Raw genomic sequence first — 18,182 nt, 5'->3', positions numbered from 1 at the left:
ACCGACCCCAACACAGGTTCACAATTGAGAATTGTTCATCCCATCCAGAATCCCATCCGATCGGCTGTGGGAGGTAGTGCGGCCCGACGGGGCACCTCGCGAGCCCTCGGGATCACACAGCTTGCAGCAGGTTCGAACAGCCCTCGGCCGCACTTGAAAACCGTTGAGGTGCAAGCCTCCGAGGGTTCGAATCCCCCTCCCTCCGCCATCTACATCCATACGGTCGACTGGGAAGCAGCCGTCAGCAGATGGCAGGGATGAGTGAGGTTCGATCGGCTTGCCCATCACACCTCAGCGGATTCTTTGAGCGCTCTTGTGGTTCAGCGACCTCTTGGGGTATGAGTTTCAAGTTTGGGCAGGCGTCGGCCAGTGTCGCCCTGCTGGAGTCCCCAGTCATTGGAGCCAAGATGGAGCCTACCTCCGCATCGTCCGCTACTGGCAACAGTCTGGCTGTGGTTCAGCATTCGTTGCTGGCGGCGGAGGTGTCAGCCGAGCCGACGAGAGCATCAGCGGCCCCTAGCGCCGATCTGGTAGGCCCGTCTCTGAACGGCTGATCGCTTGCAGACCAAGTCCGCCCTAGCTTCGCCGAGCTCTGCAGCACCAGCATCGAGCAGGTGGAGACCCCGGATGAGTTACCAGAGGCCCACGGATATCTCGCGCTGGTTGGCACCGTGGAATTCTCCCTCATAACGCCCACCAGTTCCTCGAGGCCTGTGTGGAGCGTGACGTCCGGTTCGTGGTCGGCCACGAACTCAACATCAACATCGCCAAGGTCCTGGTCGAAACACCAGACCACCACTGGGTTCCAGCAGTCACTCCCGACGGGACCGAAGAACGCGAACACGCGGTGGTGTGTGAGTTGACCGGCCGGGTCGACCTGACCGGATGGCCCGAAGGAACCCGGATGATCGCCCGACGCGAACCGTGTCACCCCGGCGCGCAACTGACGTTCACCGACGAAGCCGGCCACCGGTTCCAGGTGTGTGTCACCAACCTGGCCGATGCTGACATCGCCTACCTCGAAGCGCTCTACCGCGGACGGGGCCGAGTCGAACAGCGCATCGCTGACGCGAAAGACACCGGCCTCGCGAATCTGCCGTCAGCGTCGTTCGCGATCAACCAGGCCTGGGTCACAACCATGTTGTGCGCCCAAGACCTGATCGCGTGGACCCAACTGCTCTGCCTGAACGGTGAACTCGCGAAAGCCCAACCGAAACGGCTTCGCTACTGCCTGTTCCACACCGCCGCCACCGTCACCCGCAACTCCCGACAGGACAGCCTCAACCTCTCGGACACCTGGCCATGGACCGACCAACTCCTTGACGCGTTCGACCGGGCCCACCACATCCGCGCCGTCACCTGACCGGGCATGCTGAGCCCGCCGCCCTCAGCACCCACACCCGCCCGGCCGCACACAACCCGCCACCCGCGACTCCTACTTCAACACGCCCCACCAGCACCCGAGCACCATTCAGAGCGTCACGGTTCAGGCCATCAACGGCTCACACCCCGACAGCCTCACCCCAGACCACAACTGAAAGGTCTGGGTTAGACACCCCAGGGGTGGAAGGTGTCAAGCAGCAATCTGTGTTTGTGCTGGTTGACGGTGTGCCCAGGCGGTGTGTTCGTCGTAGTGGGTGCGGGTTCGAAGGCATCCGTGGAGGTAGCCGACGAGCCGGTTCCCGAGCGCTCTGAGTGCTTGGTGGTGGAGGTCACCGGCAGCACGGTGTTGGTCGTAGAACTCTCGGCAGCCGGGGCTCGCTGTGATCGCGCAGAACGCCCATTGGTCGATGGCGTCGTAGAGACGCCGGTTGCGGACATGGCGGGCGAGCACGGCGTGTTTCTTGCCTGAGGCGATGGTGAGCGGTGACGTGCCCGCGTAGTTCCTGCGAGACTTGGCGTTGTCGTAGCGGTCGGGGTCGTCCCCGAACTCTGCGAGCACCCGGGCGCCGAGCACAACACCGAGTCCTGGCAGGGAGAGGTAGATGTCGGCGTCCGGGTGTTCATCAAAATGGGCGGCCAGCTCGGTCTCGAGTTCAGCAATGCTGGTGTTGAGCCCGGCGATGACCTCGACCAGCGCTTTGGTGGTCGCAGCGAACGCTGTCGTCACTGCTGGCGGTGCGTCGAGTTGAGGGGTCCGCAACGCCTGTTGGATCTCGGAGGCCCGCCGGTCGAGGTTCCGTTGACGTCCGCCTTTTCGGAGCGCCGAACGGATCTGGGCGATCGACAACCGTCGGGCCTGATCGGGGTGCGGAGCTTTAGTCAACACCGCGATCGTGTCCCGGTCGGCAAGGCTCTCGAACGCCAACAGTGCGGCGGGGAAGAACTCGCGGAGGTCGTTGCGGAGCCGGTTGGTGTGACGGGTCCGGTCCCAGATCAGATTCTGGTGGGCACGTGCGAGGACTTTCAGCCCGTCGGCCTGGTCGGTGTCACCGGCGACAGGCCGATGGTTGTGCCGATCGGTGCGCACCAGATCAGCCAACAGTTTCGCGTCGCCAGGGTCTGACTTCGCGCCGGCGACGTTGTGGCGGTCCCTGTAACGCGAGACCGACAACGGGTTGATCGCGTACACCTGATACTCGGCGGCGATCAGCGCTTGGACCCACAAGCCCCGCTCGGTCTCGATCCCCACGATCACCTCCGTCGGATCGGTGGTGTGTTCGGCGATCAACGCATGAAGACCCGCGATCCCATCGAGCCCCTCAGGCAACCGTTTCGCAGCCAGCTTCTCGCCGGTCTCGCCCATCAGATGGACGTCGTGATGGGCTTCGGCCCAGTCATCGCCCACGAACACTTTCATGGTGTGCCTCCTCGGTTGTGGTTCAACATGGTGAGCCTGCGGGCTTCCCGAGCGGCGACCTAATGGATCAGTGCTCTACGGCACGACACCCCATGAGCGCTTGATGGGCAACCCGAACCTGCCAGCCGGGGCACGATCTAACCCTAGGAATCCCGGAGGGCTCCAGGCGGCAAGAGTGCTCACCGGCCAGCGGCTCGAAGCCAGACTCTCACGAACCCAGCAACCCCATTAGGCGTAGCCGACTGTGCACACGTAGTGACGGAGGAAGGTGGCCATTTGGGCTCGTGTGACCGCGCTGTCGGGCGAGAACACCCCGGGGCTGGTCCCCGTGGTGATACCCACCTCGGCGGCCCAGGTAGCCGGGACCGTGTAGTACTTGCCGGCCGGTACGTCGTTGAACGGATTCGATGCGGCGGTAGCCGGCTGCCCCGCCAGCGCCCAAAGGAAGGTGGCCATCTGTGCTCGGGTGACCGGTGCGTTGGGCGAGAACCTGGTTGCCGATGTTCCACTCGTCACGCCGGATCCGACAAGGTAGGCGACCGCCTCGGCGTAGTAGGCGTCTGAGGGCACATCGGAGAACCCGGGGTTGGCGTTGCCGGTCGGCCTGCCGCGAAGCCCCCACAGAAAGGTGGCCATCTGTGCTCTGGTCGTGCGGGTGTGAGGCCCGTACAACGTGGGGGTTGTCCCGCTCGTGATCCCCATGGCTTTGACCCAGGCGACCGGACCGTCGTACCAATCGCCGGCGGTGACGTCGGTAAATCCATGCGGCGGTGCCGATGTGCACTCGGCCGGCAGTTCCCGCGTCACCGTGAACGTGATCGTTGCCGTATCGGTCAGGTGGCCGTCGCTCACGGTGTAGGTGAAGGTATCGATCAGTGAGGTGCCGATTCGCAAGAGGTTGGCCGCTGGCGGCGGGTTGTAGGTGAACCCGGTGGCGCCAACTCGGGAGATGGTCCCGGTTCCGCCGCTGGGGAGGGCAGGCACGGTCAACGTGGAAACAGCGGTGTCCACGTCGGTATCGGCCCCGTGGCCTGTGACCGGATCGAATGTCAACCCCTGACCGGCGACCGCCGAGTAGCTGTCATTTGCTGCCACGGGAGCATCGTTGACTCCGGTCACGGTGATCGTGATAGTGCCGGTATCGGTGAGGTCGCCGTCGGTGGCGGTGTAGGTGAAGCTCACCTGCTGTGTTTGGCCTCCCCCGAGCGCTTGGAAAGCGTTGCCCGGGTTGAAAACAAGGTTGGTGCCCGAGATGGTGACCGACCCGGCCGATGGCTGGGTGGTCTTGGTGATCGTCAGCGGCTCGACATCAACGTCGGACATCGGTGCCGCAAACGTCAACACCGTGTCCTCGTCGGTCGTCTTGGAACCGTTGGCGGCGACCGGGCGGTCATTGACCCCGGTGACGGTCACGGTCACAGTCCCGGTGTCGGAGGCCGCACCGTCGGTCACGACATAGTCGAAGGTTCGGTTGGCGGACTCGCCGTCGTCGAGTGCATTGTCGGCCGGGCTCGGTGTGAACCGGACCTCATGGGGCGAGACCCGGGTCGCGGAGCCGGCATTGGGAGCGCTGACGCTCGCTACCCCAAGCGAATCACCTTCGGGGTCGATGTCGTTTATTGTGGGATCGAGCGACGCCGACGTCCCCTGCGGGGTGGCTGCGGTGTCGTTCACTGCGACGGGTGAATCGTTGAGTCCGGTGACGGTGACGGTGATGGTGCCGGTCGCGGTGAGGTCGCCATCACTGGCGGTGTAGGTAAACGTCACCTGACTCGTTTGGCCTGCCCTGAGCGCTTGGAAATCGTTGCCCGGGTTAAAGACAAGGTTGGTGCCCGAGATGGTGACCGAGCCCGCCGATGGCTGGGTGGTCTTGGTGATCGTCAGCGGCTCGACATCAACATCGGACATCGGCGCAGCGAACGTCAACGCCGTGTCCTCGTCGGTCGTTTTGGAGCTGTCGGCGGCAACCGGTGCATCGTTCTCACCGGACACCGTCACGGTCACCGTTGCGGTGTCGGTGTAGCCGTCCTGCTGGCGCGTGTAGGTGAACGTTGCATCTTCGGTCTCCCCGGTGTCGAGACCGTCAAAGTCGGTCCCGGCATCGAAGCGAATTCCTTTCGATGGCATCGAGAAGATCGACGCCGAGCCTTTGGCCGGTTGGGTGATTGCAGCAATGGTGGCGGACGGCGCCGGTGAGGGAATGTCGTTGGCGAGCACGAACACCGAGACGATTCCATGTTCGGTGGTGGCGGCGGTGTCATCGACCGCTTCGGGCTCGTTGACGGTGACCGCGAACGTCTTGGTGCCGGTGGCACCCTTGTTATCGGTCACCTTCAGGGTGGCGGTGTAGCTCCCGGGCGCCGAGTAGGCCTTGGTGCCGCTCGCAGAGGTGCTCGTTGTGCCGTCACCGAAGTTCCAGTTGTAGGCCGTGATCGTGCCGTCAGGATCGCTGGAGAGCGAGGCGTTGTAGGAGAGGGTGCCTTGGTACTGAACCGTGGTCGGGGTGATGGTGCCGTTTGCGATCGGTGCTTGGTTGAAGCTTGTGCTCAGGGCGTAGGCACCGAGGCTTCCGTAGTCGGTGTAGCCCGTGCCGAGCGGGTCGCCCCACCCGACACCGTCGACCTCGATGGAATAACGGCCGCCGGCGAGGGACGGCACGGAGAGGGAGGGCGCGCCGAGCTTCTGCGGGTCGGAGGCGGCGACTTGAGAGCCGGCGCTGTTCAAAAGCCGAAGTCGGGCATCGAGGTTTGGATGCTCGTCCCAGAGCGACAGCGACGCTGTAAACGGACCGGAACCATCAAAGGTGAACTGGTCGATGTCGGCGGAGGTGTTGATCAGCCCCTTCACCGGTGTGGCCGGCGTGATCGGGGTTCCTGTGGCGAGCGTGTCGCCATGGTCATCGGGCTTGAGGTCGACCCCGTTCGCCGCGATCAGCGAGAGATCGTCCTCCTGCCGGTTGGCGTCGTCGTACTCCCCCTTCGACCACTGGACGATCGGGCGCCATGCAGTGGAGCCCATAATCGGACTCCAGTCGTCATGGCCCGCGTAGTAGGCCGCTCCCGAAGTGCCGTCGTGGCCGAGGGTGAACGTGTGCCCAAGCTCGTGGCTTGAGACATCGCCGTAGTACTTCGGCTCACCGTAGAGCGTGTCCGTGAAGGCCCACGCCGGGCCGAGGTAGCTGCCGGTGGCATCAAAGGCACCAATGATCGCCACCCCCGCGCAACCCGTGCACATCCCATGATTCGAATTGGAATACATGACCCGTTGACCAAATACCTGGTCGGCCGCATTCGTCCGCTCGAGGGCGGCGAGACCGGGGTTTGCAGTCGTGACGTTGACGTCCCACGGAGCGAAGTCTTCCGCTACCACGTGCCAGGCGGTCTGAATGATCTTCTGCTCGGCGATCGACAGCGTGGCGCTGTTGCCGTCGATGTCCCAGGGCGGAACCACGATCGGGGCGCCTCCCGTGTAAGTGGCATTCCAGTAGGTGTCGGTGACCGTGCCGCCGAGGAAGTCGAGGTAAATCGTTCGATTTGCACCGGGTTTGGAGCTGAGGTTGAACGTGGATCCTGGCACGAACGCTGCGGAATCGGTCTCACCGGTCCTGGCCTGGGGTGGGGCGGGTGGGGCGGGGTCGTCGTAGGTGAGGATGCCGTCCGGCGTGGCTTGCAGCGACGGATCGGTCGTGAACCGGTCGGTCAGCTCTGCCGGTGACAAACCGGCGTCACTGGCGGCCTGAGGAAGTCCGGCACCGAGGGCCTCGATGGCCTCATCCCCCGTCGTTGGCGCAGCGCTGGGGACCGGCTCGCCCTGCTGTGCGCCCGCTTCAGCGGGAATGACGACAAACGAGGTGGCGAGCAGCGCGAGCGCAGCCGCTACCGGGTAAATGCGCGGACTCATGCTGCCTCCGGGGTCGGTACCAGAATTCCGACCGCAACCCGACTGACGGGGCACGACCATCGGGTGAGGTTACTTCAGTAAGGGCCTCGGCGTGGCGTGGAGCAAATGACGAACTTACAAGTTCGGAAGTAGCAACCACTTGCCGAGTATCCGGGCCTTCCGTTCGGCGAACTCGGCGTCACTCAGCAGCCCGCGATCCTTCATGGTGACGAGTTCGCTCAGCAGTTCCACCGGGTCTCGTTGAGGGGGTCCGGGTATCGGCCGGGCGCCGGATCCGGCAGATCCAGGCCCGATCACCTTGGCGTCGTTCTGCTCGGCCATTGCGCAGCGATGGCTTGGGTGTCGGTGGTGGGTGCCCCGCTCGATGCCGACGCGAAGAGCTGCTGGATGAATTTGAACGGCGGGGGAGCTTGCGGTCGTAGTGTCGACCTATGACCAACTGGACGCCTCAAAGCTGGCTGGTGGGCGGGGGTCGAACCCGCACCCCCGGTGATCCGCTCAACGTGTCGCCAGAATTGGCGTCAAACTTTTATCTGCCCGACGAGCGGCTCTACAGCCGTACCCACGGCACCACCACCACCGATGCGCTCGAGGAGCTGGTGGGTGGTTTGGAGAAGGGCAGCGCGCTGGCCTTCGCCTCGGGGATGGCGGCCGCAGCGGCGGTGTTTGGCCGTCTGCCGGTGGGAGCCCGCATCGCCGCGCCAACCGACCCCTACCACGGTGTCGCCGGCATCCTCGCCGAAGGCGAATCCCAGGGCCGCTGGCACGTCGATCGACTCGATCAGGCAGACACGGCCGCTTGGCTCGATGCCCTTGCGGTCAGCGACCTGGTGTGGGTGGAGTCGCCGGAGAACCCGTTGATGACCGTCGCCGACCTCCCCGCCATCTGCGGTGCGCCGCGGCCGGAAGGCGCCCTGGTCGTCGTCGACAGCACGTTCGCCACCCCGCTACTTCAGCTTCCCCTCGACTATGGCGCCGACGTGGTGATGCACTCGGCCACCAAGTTCATCGGCGGGCACTCCGACCTGCTGGCCGGAGTGCTGATCACTCGTGACGACGACCTGTACGCCGAGTTTGTCGATCGTCGCCTGATCTACGGGGCCACCATCGGCGCCATGGAGGCCTTCCTCACCGTGCGGGGCGCACGCACCCTGGGGCTTCGCCTGGAGCGGGCCCAGGACAACGCCATGGAGTTGGCGTTGCGCCTTGATGCCCACGGCGGTGTCACCCGAGTGCTCTACCCCGGGCTGCCCGCCCACCCCACTCATGAGGTCGCCAAGCGGTTCATGGCCGGGTTTGGGGCGATGCTGTCGTTTGAGACAACCGGGGACGGCGACCACGCGGCCGACGTGTGCGCCCGAGTCGAGCTGATTAACCACGCCACCAGCCTGGGAGGCGTCGAGTCGACGATGGAGCGCAGGGCGGCCATCGCCGGGCAGGAACGCATCCCTCCCACCCTGATCCGACTCAGCGTGGGCTGCGAGAACGTCGATGACCTGTGGTCCGACCTCGTGGGGTCGTTGTAGCGATCGGCATGGGGGCAGCCGCCCGAATTGGGTACGTTATGGAGTCCAGGACTCCTGACCCACGCGGATAGTTGGTGCATGGGGGGTCAGGGGTTTTTGGTGGTGTAGGTGAGGGTGAGGTTGGTGCCGGGGTAGAGGGTTTGGGTGGCGGTGAGGTCGTCGCAGAGTGCTTGGAGTGCTCGGGTTCGGCGGGGGTTGGAGAGCGGTGCGATGGTGATGTGGAGCTTGTTGTTGTGGGTGTGGATGTCGGCGGGGCTGGTGAAGATTTCGTGGAGGAGGCTGCGGGCTTCGTGGTTGGCCCGGTTGTAGTGGGGGGCGAGGAGTCGGGCGAGGGCGGTTTCGGCGTTGTAGGTGGCCATGCGGATGGCGTCGTGGATGCGTTTGGTGTTGTCGTTGAGGCGGGCGGCAGCGGGGGTGATGTCGGTGACGGGCACGCGGACGGGGATGGCCCGTGCAGCGGTTTTGAGGTCGGCGAGTTCGGTCCGTTGGATGTCGAGGGCGTCGGCGACGATCCGGTCACCGGCTGGGGTCCGGCCGGGGCTGAGGTGTGCGCGGCCTTCGATGGCTTCGGCTTCGGCGAGCTCGGTTTTGGCTTGCCGGATGTGTTTCGCTGCCGCCTTTTTGGCCGGGTTGGGGACAGTCCGTTCCGGGTTGTCGCCGATGGTGGTGTAGGTGTCGAGCGCTTCGAGCCCGTAGTGGGCTCGCATGTAGCGAAAGAAGTTCTCTTGTCGCCAGCGGGAGAACATGGCGTATGCGAGTGGGGCGGGGTCGGGGTCGGTGCGTGTGGTGATGATCTGGGTTTGATGCCCGGATGTGGGGTCGAGGCGGACGATCTGACGGCAATCGAACCGGCGTTTGGTTTTGTTGTGGGTGTACGCGAGTCGGACGTCCCGGTCGGCGAGGAGGTAGGTCTGGGTCCGACCCAGATCGTCAACGAGTTGGTGTTCTGTGAACCGGTTACGGGGTTCTGGGGTGACCTTGTATTTGCGGTAGGTCGCGATGTCGAACCCGGCCGCGTCGAGTTGTGCGAACAGTGCCGGGGACCAGCCACCCCGATCAAAGATGATCGTCGGCCGCCGGTTGGGGCCGACCAGTTCGCGGATCTCGGTTGCGACCCGTTTCAGTTCGCCGACCAGCGACGCGCCGGGTTCGGCCTGCCAGACCAGGATCCCGTCCCCACGGCCATCTGAGATCCATGTGTCCAACTCGGCGGGCATCGACATCCGGATCCGTGCAACATGGGCTTTCGGGACTTTCGACTGGCCGTGGTAGGCGCGGACGTGCCCGTCGACATAGAACACCCCACACGCCTCAGGGTTGTTGTTGACATGCCGGTCAGCGAGCGCCTTGAAGAGCTCATCGCCGCGGTTCTGTTCACCGAGGGCGGCCATCCGTTGGCGGACCCGACGAACCTCCGGTGCCCGATCCAATCCCAACAATCTGCCCAAATCGACCGGGTTCAGGCGTGTCAGCCCCTCGGCTCTGGGTTCGCCGACCAAGCTGGCGAACACCAGGGTCAACACCAACGACCGCATCCCATAGAACGCCGCCTTCACAGGTTTGAACACGGTGTCCATCGCGTCCAACAGCCCGGTCGCCGCCAACGCCGGCAAGATCACCAACGCACCGGCCAACGGCAGGCTCGCACCCTCACAAATCACCGGTGCCGCTCCGGCCAGCGCGCCACGGCGGGCCGCTTGGCGTTCGGTCTCACGGCCCTCCGGGCGAGCCAACGGCACCAACACCCGCCCCGACCCCGACCCGGGTTCGGGTTCGGGTTCGGGTTCTGGTTCGGGGGTCTGTTTGGAGGCCAAAGCCCGACGGACCGTGTCAGTCGAAACACCGTGACGGTCAGCGATATCCCGCAACGATGCCCCGCCTGCGCGCTTGGAAACGATCGACTCGGCCATGTCATCGGTCAGCTTCCACGGGCCCTTCGGGCCCTTCGGTTCGTTGACCAACGCGCCGGTCCCGGCCTCCTTGTAGTCATTACGCCACCGCCACAACGTCGACTCGTTTAAACCCAGAACCTCAGCAACAGCACGCTGAGATGCGTGTTGGGCGTTCACCAACTGGACCGCCGCCAAACGTCTCGCCGAGTCGTCACCGGCCGCCCAATACCAGGCCGCCATCCCCCACAAGAACACCGACCCGGCACCATCCTCGTCGATCAGAACATCCACACCCGGTCCGACCGGTATCGACCCCCCAGGACCCATCGGCAACGGCGCCATGGCCCATTCCCTGCCTGAAACCGTGACCGCCATCGCACCCGCCAAACGCCGTGAACCCTTGCTCCTATTATCGCACTTATGCCGCGACAAAACAAGCCCAAACCCCCGCCACACCAACAAATCTCACCTCACCGGGTCAGGAGTCCTGGAGTCCGGAAGTTTGGTCCGGGTGATGATTCGGGTACCCCACTGGAGTACGAGATGGCAGGTAACGAGTTTACGGTCGTGCAAGAGCGGTCGGGAGGTGACGTGGTGTTGGTTCTTGATGGCGAGATGGATATGACGTCGGCACCCGTTGTGGAGGCTGCGGTGGATGAGGTGGCCCAGAATGGCGCCGACAGCCTGAGCTTCGACTTGAGTTCGGTGGGCTTCATCGACTCCTCGGGCCTGCGTTCCCTGTTGTTGGCACGCCAGCGCTTCGGTGACCGTAACGATTCGGTCACCCTGCGATCACCCCAGCATTCGACGGTTCGCCTGCTGGAGGTGGCCGGAGTGCTGGACCACTTCACGATTGAACCGAAGGACTGAGTCATGTTGGGCACCGACGAGATCGACGCGACCACGTTGGGGGAACGCAGCGTGCGCTCGGCCATCAACGGTCCCATCACGCTGGGCTTCCCCGCCCGGCCTCAGCCGGTTCGCCTGGCCCGCCTGGTGTCTGCGGCGGTGGCCGGGTCGGTTGACGCCTCCATCGATGACATCGAAGACCTGCGTATTGCTGTGGGCGAAGCCTGCGCCATCCTGGTGGGGCATGCGACGACGGACGGACGGGTGGAGATCACCATTGTGGTCGGCTCGGACTCCATGACCTTTGATTCACGGCTGACGGGCGGTCGTTGCGACGACCCCCAGGTGGACGAGTTGGCGCAACTGGTTCTGGGTTCGCTGGCCGACGACGTCGACTTTCGGTTGTTGGACACGGGCGCCTCGTTGACGTTCCGGTGGCCCCTCGCCGCCGCGGTCGACGCCGACGCGAACGTCGGATGACCAGCCGGGCCTCGGCGACCCGGTCGGAGCGCCGAAGCAGGGCCGAGCTGCGGCGGGCCGACAACGAGCAGCTACTCGAGTGGTGGATCGCAGACCGCGCCGACAACGTTCGAGCCGAGCTGGCCGAGCGTTACCAGCAGATGGCCCAGAACCTGGCCGCCCGGTTTGCCAATCGGGGCGAGAGCCGTGACGACCTGGCGCAGGTGGCCTCCTTCGGCATCCTCAAAGCGCTTGATCGCTACTCGCCCGACCGGGGCGGCAGTTTTGAAAGCTACGCGGTGCCGACCGCGGTGGGTGAGATCAAACGTCACTTCCGCGATCACGCGTGGGGCTCCAAGGTGTCGCGTGGCGTCAAGGATCTGATGCCCCGGGTGCGCCAGGCGGAGGAGGCGTTGACCGCCCGCCTGGATCGTAGCCCGACGGTGGCGGAGGTTGCTGCGGAGGCCGACCTCCCGGCTGAGACGGTGGACGAGGTGTTGGAAGCCAGACGCATGTTCCGGCCCAACAGCCTGGAGGGTCGTCCCGAAGGGGCACCCGACCCGGCGGTTGGTGATGTGGGCATTCAGCACGGCGTCGATCGCATCTTGGTAGAGGGTCTGCTTGAGCGGCTGCCCGACCGTGAGCGCACCATCTTGGAGATGCGATTTTTTGAGGAACTCAACCAGAGCGACATCGCCGAACGGGTGGGCGTCAGCCAAATGCATGTTTCGCGTTTGATCAAACGGGCATTAGAGAGGCTGGCAACCCTCGTGGAACGAAACGAATGACAAGATGAACCTGCTGATTTGTTCTCCGTCCTCGTTCAGCGACGTGTTCGAGCGGTTGTGTGAGTCCTACGACTGGGCCTGCACCTTGGTGGAGGCGTTCAACGACGGCCTGTTGAGCGAACACCAACTTCCCGACGGAACCCTGGTGATCAACCCCGAGAGCGACTGGCCGCTGCATCGCATCATGACCAGCGTTCGTCAGGCTGCGCCCGGGTCTCTGATCGCAGGCGCGTACGTGGATGACAGTGACGAGTCGCTGCTCAGTGGTGACCAGTTTCGAGGCTGGCTCTCACGGACGGTCCCCGGCCCCAACATCGACCCGGGCGCATGGGCCGACGGCTTTCAGTCGCTCCGACTGGAAGACGGGGGCACCCCGGCCGAGGTTCGCAGATGGGTGGTTGAGTGCCTGGTCGACTGGGGCCTCGATGAGCTGGTCATGGACGCGCAATTGGTCGCCTCCGAGCTGACCACCAATGCACTGACGTCGCGCCTCGCCGCCCAACTGGACGACCCCATCGAGGTGGAGGTGGCCCGGGTGCGTAACACGGTCTTGCTGTCGGTGGTGGACACCGCACCCACCTATCCCGAGCCGATCCCGCTGGCGGACGCTCGCATCACCGGTCGCGGGCTGCACATCGTGTCCGAGATTTCCCACTGGTGGGGCGTGACCGCCTGGGATGCATCGAAGGTGGTCTGGGCCGAATTGGCTGCGTGAACCCGAGGTTCGGGTTTGAGTTGGGACCGTCCGGGTATCCACCCGGGTACCAAACCAACCCAAACCAGGAGGGTCACCCATGAGCGAGCACGGTGAAGTGTCGGACGCCATCAAGGACGTGGATGCGGAGGCGGCCCACACCACCGCCCACGCCGATCGTGTGGCAACGCCCGATGAGGAACAGACGGCCGATGCCCAAAGTGGCGCACTGACCGACTCGGTGCGAGAGCACGAGAAGGACATGATGGAGACGGGCGCCAACGTGAAGGGCGAGGGCGCTGTGGAGTGACCGCCGCCCTCGATGCTGGCTCAGTGGGCAACCGGGCTGCGTCCGAGCGGCCGGCTCTACTACGATGGACGGCACTTGGAGAGGTGCCAGAGTCCGGTCGATCGGGCCTCCCTGCTAAGGAGGTGAAGGGGCAACCCTTCCGTGGGTTCAAATCCCACCCTCTCCGCTCGAAGGTGTCGAGAAGACGCCACAGCGAGCCCCTAAGCCATACGGCTTGGGGGCTCGCCTCGTTTTGGTGCCGGGCGACCTGCCAGGGAAGAGGGGTGGTTATTTCCAGTGTTGGCTGGATAAACTCGGCTCCCATGAGCAGCGCAACACAACTCGATAGAGAACGCGACCTGGATTCCCCTGAGGAGATCGCCGAAATGGTGCGTCGCTTCTATCAGGACGTGGCCCAGGACGACCTGTTGGGTCCCATGTTCAACGACGTGGCCCAGGTTGACTGGGCCGAGCACCTGCCCAAGCTGGCAGCGTTCTGGTGCCGTGCGTTGCTGGGCATGCCCGGCTATCAGGGCAACCCTTTTCGTTCCCATGCGCTGGTGCATGCTCAGGTGCCGTTCACCCCTGAGCATTTTCAGCGCTGGCTCGAGCTGTTCACCGAGACCATCGAGGGTGGGTGGCAGGGTCCCGGCCGTGATCGGGCGCTGGCGTTGGCATACAACGTGGCGCGCGTGCACAGCAACCAATTGCTGGGCGCTCCCGTGGACACCTCCGGCATCGAGCCGTCAACGGCGGCCTCCGAGCCGGTGGCCGCCACCATCGGCCCGTCCTCAAGCGCTGGAACAAACCGATGACCCCGGCGCAGGCGACCTCCACCACGAGGGCTCCCGGCACCGGGTCGGCCCCCCCGCTGGAAGATCTCACCACTCGCGCCAACGTGCACGACCTGGTCGTCGACTTTTATCGCGAGATCGTCTTCGACGAACTGCTGGAGCCGGTCTTTGACGAGGTGGCCGAAGTGGACTGGGCAAGCCACATCCCGCGGTTGATCGATTACTGGTGTCGCATCCTCTTTGGTACCAAGGAGTACGTGGGTCAGGTCACCGCAGTGCACCGGCACCTGCACTCGCTTGACGCCGTGCGACCCGAGCACTGTGACCGGTGGTACAGCATGTGGATCGCCGCGGTCGACCGCCAGGGTGCGGGCCCCACCTCCGATCATGCCAAGACCCACGCGGCCTCGCTGATGGCCGGCATGGCCAAGCACATATTTGGCTACGAATGGACGCCGCCCGAACCGGGCGACTCCCCAAACCCGTAGTGCGGGCACCGCATCGTCGGGGTGGTGGTTTGGCTAATCGGTCGAGGTGACGCGGCAACGCAGCACGCAGTGGGCGGTGCGCGGGTCGCGGGGCGACAATGACTCCACCTCGATGCCGCCGATGGCCTCGGCGGCGCCCTCGGCCAGACCCAGGTGAACGCCGCACACCGTGTCGGGTGAAACCAACACGGCCGATGCAAACGGGCACTCTCCCAAAACGATTTCCACCACATCGCCAGAGCCGGTCACCGTCGGGTCGAAACCCTGGTGCGACATTTGGGCCGCCAGGTCTTCAATGGGTCCGGCCGAGCCGCCGGCCGGCCGGTACTCCTCACGCCCGACTCGTCGGCCCAGTTCCACCGGTGTTTCGTTGGTGGCCAGCGCCTCGGCCAGCCACATGGACAGGCGTTCGTAGGGGCCCGTGACACCCCACCGGCTTTCGGCGGCGGGTGCCACCAGGTATTGCAGGCGGGGACGTCCTCGCCCGCTGGGTGCCGCGACCGACTCCTGCACCAGGTCCGCGGAAACCAGCTTGGCCAAGTGCTGACGAATGGCGTTGTGATTCAGGCCGAACTGCTCGGTCAGTGAGGCGACGTCACAGGGGCCGTCGGCAGATGCGATGGCGCGAAAGATCCGGTGCCGGGTGGGATCGCCAAGCGCTCTCGCCTGGATTTGAAGGTGGGGCATGAGGTTGAGAGAGTCCGATCAGGCGAACGACGAGCAGCTGTCGTCGCACGCGGCTGGGATTCACTCTAGCGACTGCTGGAGAAAATGGAAGTACCTCACAGCGACTCGACAGGGAATAATTCTGGGGTACACTAGAGATATGGTGAACCCCTCGAAGCCCGGACAACCTCGGCCCGATGCCGATCGTCCGTCCCATCCGATGGGAGCGTCCCTGCTCGTGGTCGGCGGGGTCACCCTGCTGATCATCGTGCTGGCCGTGCTGAGCGTGTACTGATGGCCGACACCGTTTCGGTTGACGTTCGGGAGAGCGGATCGGGTTTGGACGGCGCCGCGGCGCCGTCCAAACCCACTCGTCGTCCTACCAAAGCCCGATCGCCGCTTCGCTCGGTGGCCCTGCCCAGCGAACACGGCGGTTGGGGGCTCACCCTCGAGCCGGTACTGCTTGGCCTGCTGGTGGCGCACAGCGTCGCTGCGTTGTGCCTCGGCCTGGCGACGGTGCTGGCGTTTCTGGCCCGTACCCCGCTGAAACTGGCTGCCGTCGACGCCCGTCGTGGCAGAACGCTCGACCGTACCCGCCTGGCGCGCAAGGTGGCGGCTGTCGAGATCGTGGCGCTGGTGGCCTTGTTGGCCGTGGCATTCGCCACCGCGACGCCCGGTTTCTGGTGGCCCATCCTGGGCATCGCACCTTTGATGGCCGTCGAACTCTCCTACGACATCCGCTCTCGAAGCCGCCGCCTGGTGCCCGAGTTGGCCGGTGCGGTTGGCATCGCCGGCATGACCTCGATGATGGTCCTGGCCGGCGGCCGCAGCACCTCGGTCGCATTGGGGTTGTGGGCCATCCTCGCCGCCCGGGCGATCGCCGCAATCCCCACCATCCGCGATCAGGTCATGAAGCTGCACGGTCGACCGGCCCACCCGGCGCTCCCGTTGATCGGTGACGTCGTTGCGGTGGTCGTAGTGGTCGTCGCTGCTGTGGCCGAACCGCTGGTGATCGTGGGGGCCGTGGCCGTGTGCGCCGCCATTGCCCTGCAACGTGCGCTCATCGCATGGGTGCCCACGGACCGGGCCGTCGTGCTGGGTATCCGCCAGACCATCATGGGCGTGTCGGTCGTGTTGGCCACCGCGCTCGGAGTGTTACTTGGCTGACGCGATCCGTCCGCCTGCGAAGCAAGCAAACCCCAAGTGAGGAGCGATCCCATGTCCAGTACCGCCACCGCCACCCAGGAAGAACTGCCCACCGACCCGCCTCTGGGCGCTCTCGTCACCGCCAACCCGGCGGCGGCCAGAGTGCTGGAGCGTTTTGGGCTGGACTACTGCTGCGGCGGGCAAACCCGTCTCACCGTGGCATGCCTGGAGGCCGGGGTCGACCCCGACGAGGTGCGGGCTGCGGTCGCCGACCTGGACGTCGCTTCCGACGTTGAGTGGGCCGACCTCGAGCCGGTCGAACTGATCGCTCACATCCTGGAGACCCATCACACCTACCTGTGGGATGAGTTGCCGGCACTCGAGGCGCTGGCAGCCACCGTTGCGTCGGTTCATGGACAGCGACACCCCGAGCTCATCGAGGTGGGCGCCCTGGTGGCCGAGTTTCGGGCAGAGCTCGAACCTCACATGGCTCGTGAGGAACGAGCGCTGTTCCCCATGATCGGTCAATTGGTTGACGGCACGGGTCCTGCGTCCGCCGCCGACCTGGAGTCGGGCCCGATCGCCGCCATGCGGACCGAACACGATCATGCAGGCGACCTGCTTGCCCGTATTCGTCAACGCTCGTCCAATTTCGAACTGCCGGCCGACGCATGCGCCAGTTACACCAGCCTGTACCAACGGCTGGAGGCAATGGAGAACGACACCCACCTCCACGTTCACAAGGAAAACAACGTGCTGTTCGAGGCGGTTCCCGGGTTGTAGCCCGGCCGGCCGGACCGGCGCCGAAAACGGCTGGGGGCCCCGGGCCGATCAGAAGATCGCGCCCGGGGCCCTCAAACACCGGCATCCACCAAACGACTCTTTGCCGGGCATAGCCTGACATTCAATCGTTTCGATTCATCGCCCGTCGCATCCCTGAGGTGCGGCGGGCGATGCCCTTTTCGGAGGTTTGCGGCCTTTCGGCTTTGCTCCCCCTATGTGGCCCGTCCGCCCGTGAGAGCTTCAAGGCCGCCCGCTCCGATCCGAAGGTCGGGGCGGTGGCGATAGTCCGGTGTCCGCACAGACTCGTCAGCGGGTCCATCCGGTCCTGGTGGGCCGAAGCCTCCAGATCCACCTCGGCGCCGAGGCGCTGCTGGTGTTGTCCGTTTGGAGCGCCGACGTTCCGTGTGGAAGGAACACTGTGCGCCCTTCAAGAACGTACGTCAACCGCTCAGTTCGCAATCCCCAAGATGTCCCCAAAGATTCCTGGTTGTCCCCCGCGAATGCCTGGTTCTCCACCGCGTTCCGCACAGTTCGTCCACAGCGGTGGGCTTCCGGGCAAATGCTACGGCCGGCCGTAGGCTGGCGGATGTGAACGCAGCAGAGTTCGGTCGGCCATCGCCCGACCATCCGGCACCGGGCACCATCGGTGCGTGGATGGTGGCGGCGCTGAGTGAGGCCCATTCGGCGCTGGAACACGGTGACGTGCCGGTGGGTGCGGTGGTGGTGATCGACGGACGGATCGTTGCCGCCCGCCACAACGAGCGAGAGCTCACCGGCGATCCGACCGCGCACGCCGAGGTGTTGGCCCTTCGGGATGCGGCTGCCACCCGCGACGGTTGGCGCCTCAGCGACGCCACGCTGGTGGTCACGCTCGAACCCTGCCCCATGTGTGCCGGCGCGGCGCTGGCCGCCCGGGTGGGGTCGGTGGTGTTTGCGGCCCCCGACCCTGCCGGTGGGGCTCTCGGCTCCAGCTACCACGTTGGCTCAGATCCCCGCCTGGGCTACGAGTTTGATGTCGTATCCGGGCCAGGAGCCCTGGAGTCGGCCGAGTTGCTTCGAGCATTCTTTGGGGACCGCCGGGCCTGAGGCCGCCGCGCTGCATCCTGCT

At 65.1% G+C, this 18,182-nt stretch carries 18 protein-coding genes and 1 tRNA gene; 14 read left to right on the top strand and 5 right to left on the bottom strand.

Going from position 1 to position 18,182, the window contains the following annotated elements; all coding sequences use genetic code 11:
- Window positions 1–649 precede the first annotated feature (649 nt).
- On the top strand, window positions 650–1,363 hold the full coding sequence (locus MPARV_RS0107880) for a transposase (protein ID WP_320408787.1): 714 nt from the start codon (window positions 650–652) through the stop codon (window positions 1,361–1,363).
- Window positions 1,364–1,573: 210 nt separating this feature from the next.
- Here the strand turns inward: MPARV_RS0107880 and MPARV_RS0107875 are convergent, their stop codons facing one another.
- The 3 genes from MPARV_RS0107875 to MPARV_RS0107865 form a co-directional block, all read right to left on the bottom strand.
- Complete coding sequence (locus MPARV_RS0107875; RefSeq protein ID WP_020377846.1) at window positions 1,574–2,800, bottom strand: IS110 family RNA-guided transposase; 1,227 nt, start codon at window positions 2,798–2,800, stop codon at window positions 1,574–1,576.
- A 228-nt stretch (window positions 2,801–3,028) separates the two neighbouring features.
- Window positions 3,029–6,700 carry an Ig-like domain-containing protein gene (locus MPARV_RS22450; protein ID WP_020377845.1) on the bottom strand — a complete coding sequence of 1,224 codons (3,672 nt, stop codon included), beginning with the start codon at window positions 6,698–6,700 and terminating at the stop codon, window positions 3,029–3,031.
- Window positions 6,701–6,814: 114 nt separating this feature from the next.
- Window positions 6,815–7,021, bottom strand: a complete 207-nt coding sequence (locus MPARV_RS0107865; protein WP_012230122.1) for an SHOCT domain-containing protein — start codon at window positions 7,019–7,021, stop codon at window positions 6,815–6,817.
- A gap of 110 nt (window positions 7,022–7,131) precedes the next feature.
- On the opposite strand from MPARV_RS0107865, the gene MPARV_RS0107860 reads away from it, so the two are divergent.
- Window positions 7,132–8,226: a trans-sulfuration enzyme family protein gene (locus tag MPARV_RS0107860; protein WP_012230120.1), complete on the top strand. Its 1,095-nt coding sequence runs from the start codon at window positions 7,132–7,134 to the stop codon at window positions 8,224–8,226.
- Between the two features lie 86 nt (window positions 8,227–8,312).
- Here the strand turns inward: MPARV_RS0107860 and MPARV_RS0107855 are convergent, their stop codons facing one another.
- Window positions 8,313–10,409 (bottom strand): putative transposase, encoded by a 2,097-nt coding sequence (locus MPARV_RS0107855; protein WP_020377844.1) that lies wholly within the window; start codon window positions 10,407–10,409, stop codon window positions 8,313–8,315.
- Between the two features lie 252 nt (window positions 10,410–10,661).
- On the opposite strand from MPARV_RS0107855, the gene MPARV_RS0107850 reads away from it, so the two are divergent.
- The 8 genes from MPARV_RS0107850 to MPARV_RS0107815 all read left to right on the top strand — a co-directional run bounded on the left by MPARV_RS0107850 (window position 10,662) and on the right by MPARV_RS0107815 (window position 14,479).
- The gene (locus tag MPARV_RS0107850; RefSeq protein ID WP_012230119.1) at window positions 10,662–10,988 is read left to right on the top strand and encodes an STAS domain-containing protein; all 327 of its coding nucleotides are present in this window, start codon (window positions 10,662–10,664) and stop codon (window positions 10,986–10,988) included.
- A gap of 3 nt (window positions 10,989–10,991) precedes the next feature.
- On the top strand, window positions 10,992–11,447 hold the full coding sequence (locus MPARV_RS21065) for an ATP-binding protein (protein ID WP_020377843.1): 456 nt from the start codon (window positions 10,992–10,994) through the stop codon (window positions 11,445–11,447).
- Window positions 11,444–12,214 carry a sigma-70 family RNA polymerase sigma factor gene (locus MPARV_RS0107840; RefSeq protein ID WP_020377842.1) on the top strand — a complete coding sequence of 257 codons (771 nt, stop codon included), beginning with the start codon at window positions 11,444–11,446 and terminating at the stop codon, window positions 12,212–12,214. The genes MPARV_RS21065 and MPARV_RS0107840 overlap by 4 nt, the downstream gene beginning before the upstream one ends.
- Window positions 12,215–12,218: 4 nt before the next feature.
- Complete coding sequence (locus MPARV_RS0107835) at window positions 12,219–12,929, top strand: ATP-binding protein (RefSeq protein ID WP_020377841.1); 711 nt, start codon at window positions 12,219–12,221, stop codon at window positions 12,927–12,929.
- Window positions 12,930–13,008: 79 nt separating this feature from the next.
- On the top strand, window positions 13,009–13,218 hold the full coding sequence (locus MPARV_RS0107830) for a hypothetical protein (RefSeq protein ID WP_020377840.1): 210 nt from the start codon (window positions 13,009–13,011) through the stop codon (window positions 13,216–13,218).
- A gap of 77 nt (window positions 13,219–13,295) precedes the next feature.
- Window positions 13,296–13,384: transfer RNA gene (locus MPARV_RS0107825), tRNA-Ser, on the top strand.
- 136 nt (window positions 13,385–13,520) lie between these two features.
- On the top strand, window positions 13,521–14,012 hold the full coding sequence (locus tag MPARV_RS0107820; RefSeq protein ID WP_012230112.1) for a group III truncated hemoglobin: 492 nt from the start codon (window positions 13,521–13,523) through the stop codon (window positions 14,010–14,012).
- Window positions 14,009–14,479 carry a group III truncated hemoglobin gene (locus tag MPARV_RS0107815; RefSeq protein WP_012230109.1) on the top strand — a complete coding sequence of 157 codons (471 nt, stop codon included), beginning with the start codon at window positions 14,009–14,011 and terminating at the stop codon, window positions 14,477–14,479. The genes MPARV_RS0107820 and MPARV_RS0107815 overlap by 4 nt, the downstream gene beginning before the upstream one ends.
- A gap of 33 nt (window positions 14,480–14,512) precedes the next feature.
- Here the strand turns inward: MPARV_RS0107815 and MPARV_RS0107810 are convergent, their stop codons facing one another.
- Window positions 14,513–15,166 (bottom strand): helix-turn-helix transcriptional regulator, encoded by a 654-nt coding sequence (locus MPARV_RS0107810; protein ID WP_012230108.1) that lies wholly within the window; start codon window positions 15,164–15,166, stop codon window positions 14,513–14,515.
- A 139-nt stretch (window positions 15,167–15,305) separates the two neighbouring features.
- On the opposite strand from MPARV_RS0107810, the gene MPARV_RS25795 reads away from it, so the two are divergent.
- The 4 genes from MPARV_RS25795 (at window position 15,306) to MPARV_RS0107790 (ending at window position 18,160) form a co-directional block, all read left to right on the top strand.
- On the top strand, window positions 15,306–15,440 hold the full coding sequence (locus tag MPARV_RS25795; RefSeq protein WP_020377838.1) for a hypothetical protein: 135 nt from the start codon (window positions 15,306–15,308) through the stop codon (window positions 15,438–15,440).
- Complete coding sequence (locus MPARV_RS0107800) at window positions 15,440–16,312, top strand: YwiC-like family protein (RefSeq protein ID WP_020377837.1); 873 nt, start codon at window positions 15,440–15,442, stop codon at window positions 16,310–16,312. The genes MPARV_RS25795 and MPARV_RS0107800 overlap by 1 nt, the downstream gene beginning before the upstream one ends.
- Window positions 16,313–16,363: 51 nt before the next feature.
- On the top strand, window positions 16,364–17,074 hold the full coding sequence (ric, locus tag MPARV_RS0107795; protein ID WP_012230104.1) for an iron-sulfur cluster repair di-iron protein: 711 nt from the start codon (window positions 16,364–16,366) through the stop codon (window positions 17,072–17,074).
- Window positions 17,075–17,728: 654 nt separating this feature from the next.
- Window positions 17,729–18,160: a nucleoside deaminase gene (locus MPARV_RS0107790; protein ID WP_031277658.1), complete on the top strand. Its 432-nt coding sequence runs from the start codon at window positions 17,729–17,731 to the stop codon at window positions 18,158–18,160.
- Window positions 18,161–18,182: the final 22 nt, after the last annotated feature.

The organism is Candidatus Microthrix parvicella Bio17-1, from assembly GCF_000299415.1.
Classification (GTDB): Bacteria; Actinomycetota; Acidimicrobiia; order Acidimicrobiales; family Microtrichaceae; genus Microthrix; species Microthrix parvicella.
Note: the sequence above shows the minus strand (reverse complement) of the source record. Positions and strands in the feature narration are given on the sequence as shown.

Excerpts from the sequence above, each read along its gene's own strand:
- MPARV_RS0107875 (WP_020377846.1), bottom strand. The coding sequence starts at position 2,800 with ATGAAAGTGTTCGTGGGCGATGACTGGGCCGAAGCCCATCACGACGTC.
- MPARV_RS22450 (WP_020377845.1), bottom strand. The coding sequence starts at position 6,700 with ATGAGTCCGCGCATTTACCCGGTAGCGGCTGCGCTCGCGCTGCTCGCC.
- MPARV_RS0107865 (WP_012230122.1), bottom strand. The coding sequence starts at position 7,021 with ATGGCCGAGCAGAACGACGCCAAGGTGATCGGGCCTGGATCTGCCGGA.
- MPARV_RS0107860 (WP_012230120.1), top strand. The coding sequence starts at position 7,132 with ATGACCAACTGGACGCCTCAAAGCTGGCTGGTGGGCGGGGGTCGAACC.
- MPARV_RS0107850 (WP_012230119.1), top strand. The coding sequence starts at position 10,662 with ATGGCAGGTAACGAGTTTACGGTCGTGCAAGAGCGGTCGGGAGGTGAC.
- MPARV_RS21065 (WP_020377843.1), top strand. The coding sequence starts at position 10,992 with ATGTTGGGCACCGACGAGATCGACGCGACCACGTTGGGGGAACGCAGC.
- MPARV_RS0107840 (WP_020377842.1), top strand. The coding sequence starts at position 11,444 with ATGACCAGCCGGGCCTCGGCGACCCGGTCGGAGCGCCGAAGCAGGGCC.
- MPARV_RS0107835 (WP_020377841.1), top strand. The coding sequence starts at position 12,219 with ATGAACCTGCTGATTTGTTCTCCGTCCTCGTTCAGCGACGTGTTCGAG.
- MPARV_RS0107830 (WP_020377840.1), top strand. The coding sequence starts at position 13,009 with ATGAGCGAGCACGGTGAAGTGTCGGACGCCATCAAGGACGTGGATGCG.
- MPARV_RS0107820 (WP_012230112.1), top strand. The coding sequence starts at position 13,521 with ATGAGCAGCGCAACACAACTCGATAGAGAACGCGACCTGGATTCCCCT.
- MPARV_RS0107815 (WP_012230109.1), top strand. The coding sequence starts at position 14,009 with ATGACCCCGGCGCAGGCGACCTCCACCACGAGGGCTCCCGGCACCGGG.
- MPARV_RS0107810 (WP_012230108.1), bottom strand. The coding sequence starts at position 15,166 with ATGCCCCACCTTCAAATCCAGGCGAGAGCGCTTGGCGATCCCACCCGG.
- MPARV_RS25795 (WP_020377838.1), top strand. The coding sequence starts at position 15,306 with ATGGTGAACCCCTCGAAGCCCGGACAACCTCGGCCCGATGCCGATCGT.
- MPARV_RS0107800 (WP_020377837.1), top strand. The coding sequence starts at position 15,440 with ATGGCCGACACCGTTTCGGTTGACGTTCGGGAGAGCGGATCGGGTTTG.
- ric (WP_012230104.1), top strand. The coding sequence starts at position 16,364 with ATGTCCAGTACCGCCACCGCCACCCAGGAAGAACTGCCCACCGACCCG.
- MPARV_RS0107790 (WP_031277658.1), top strand. The coding sequence starts at position 17,729 with ATGGTGGCGGCGCTGAGTGAGGCCCATTCGGCGCTGGAACACGGTGAC.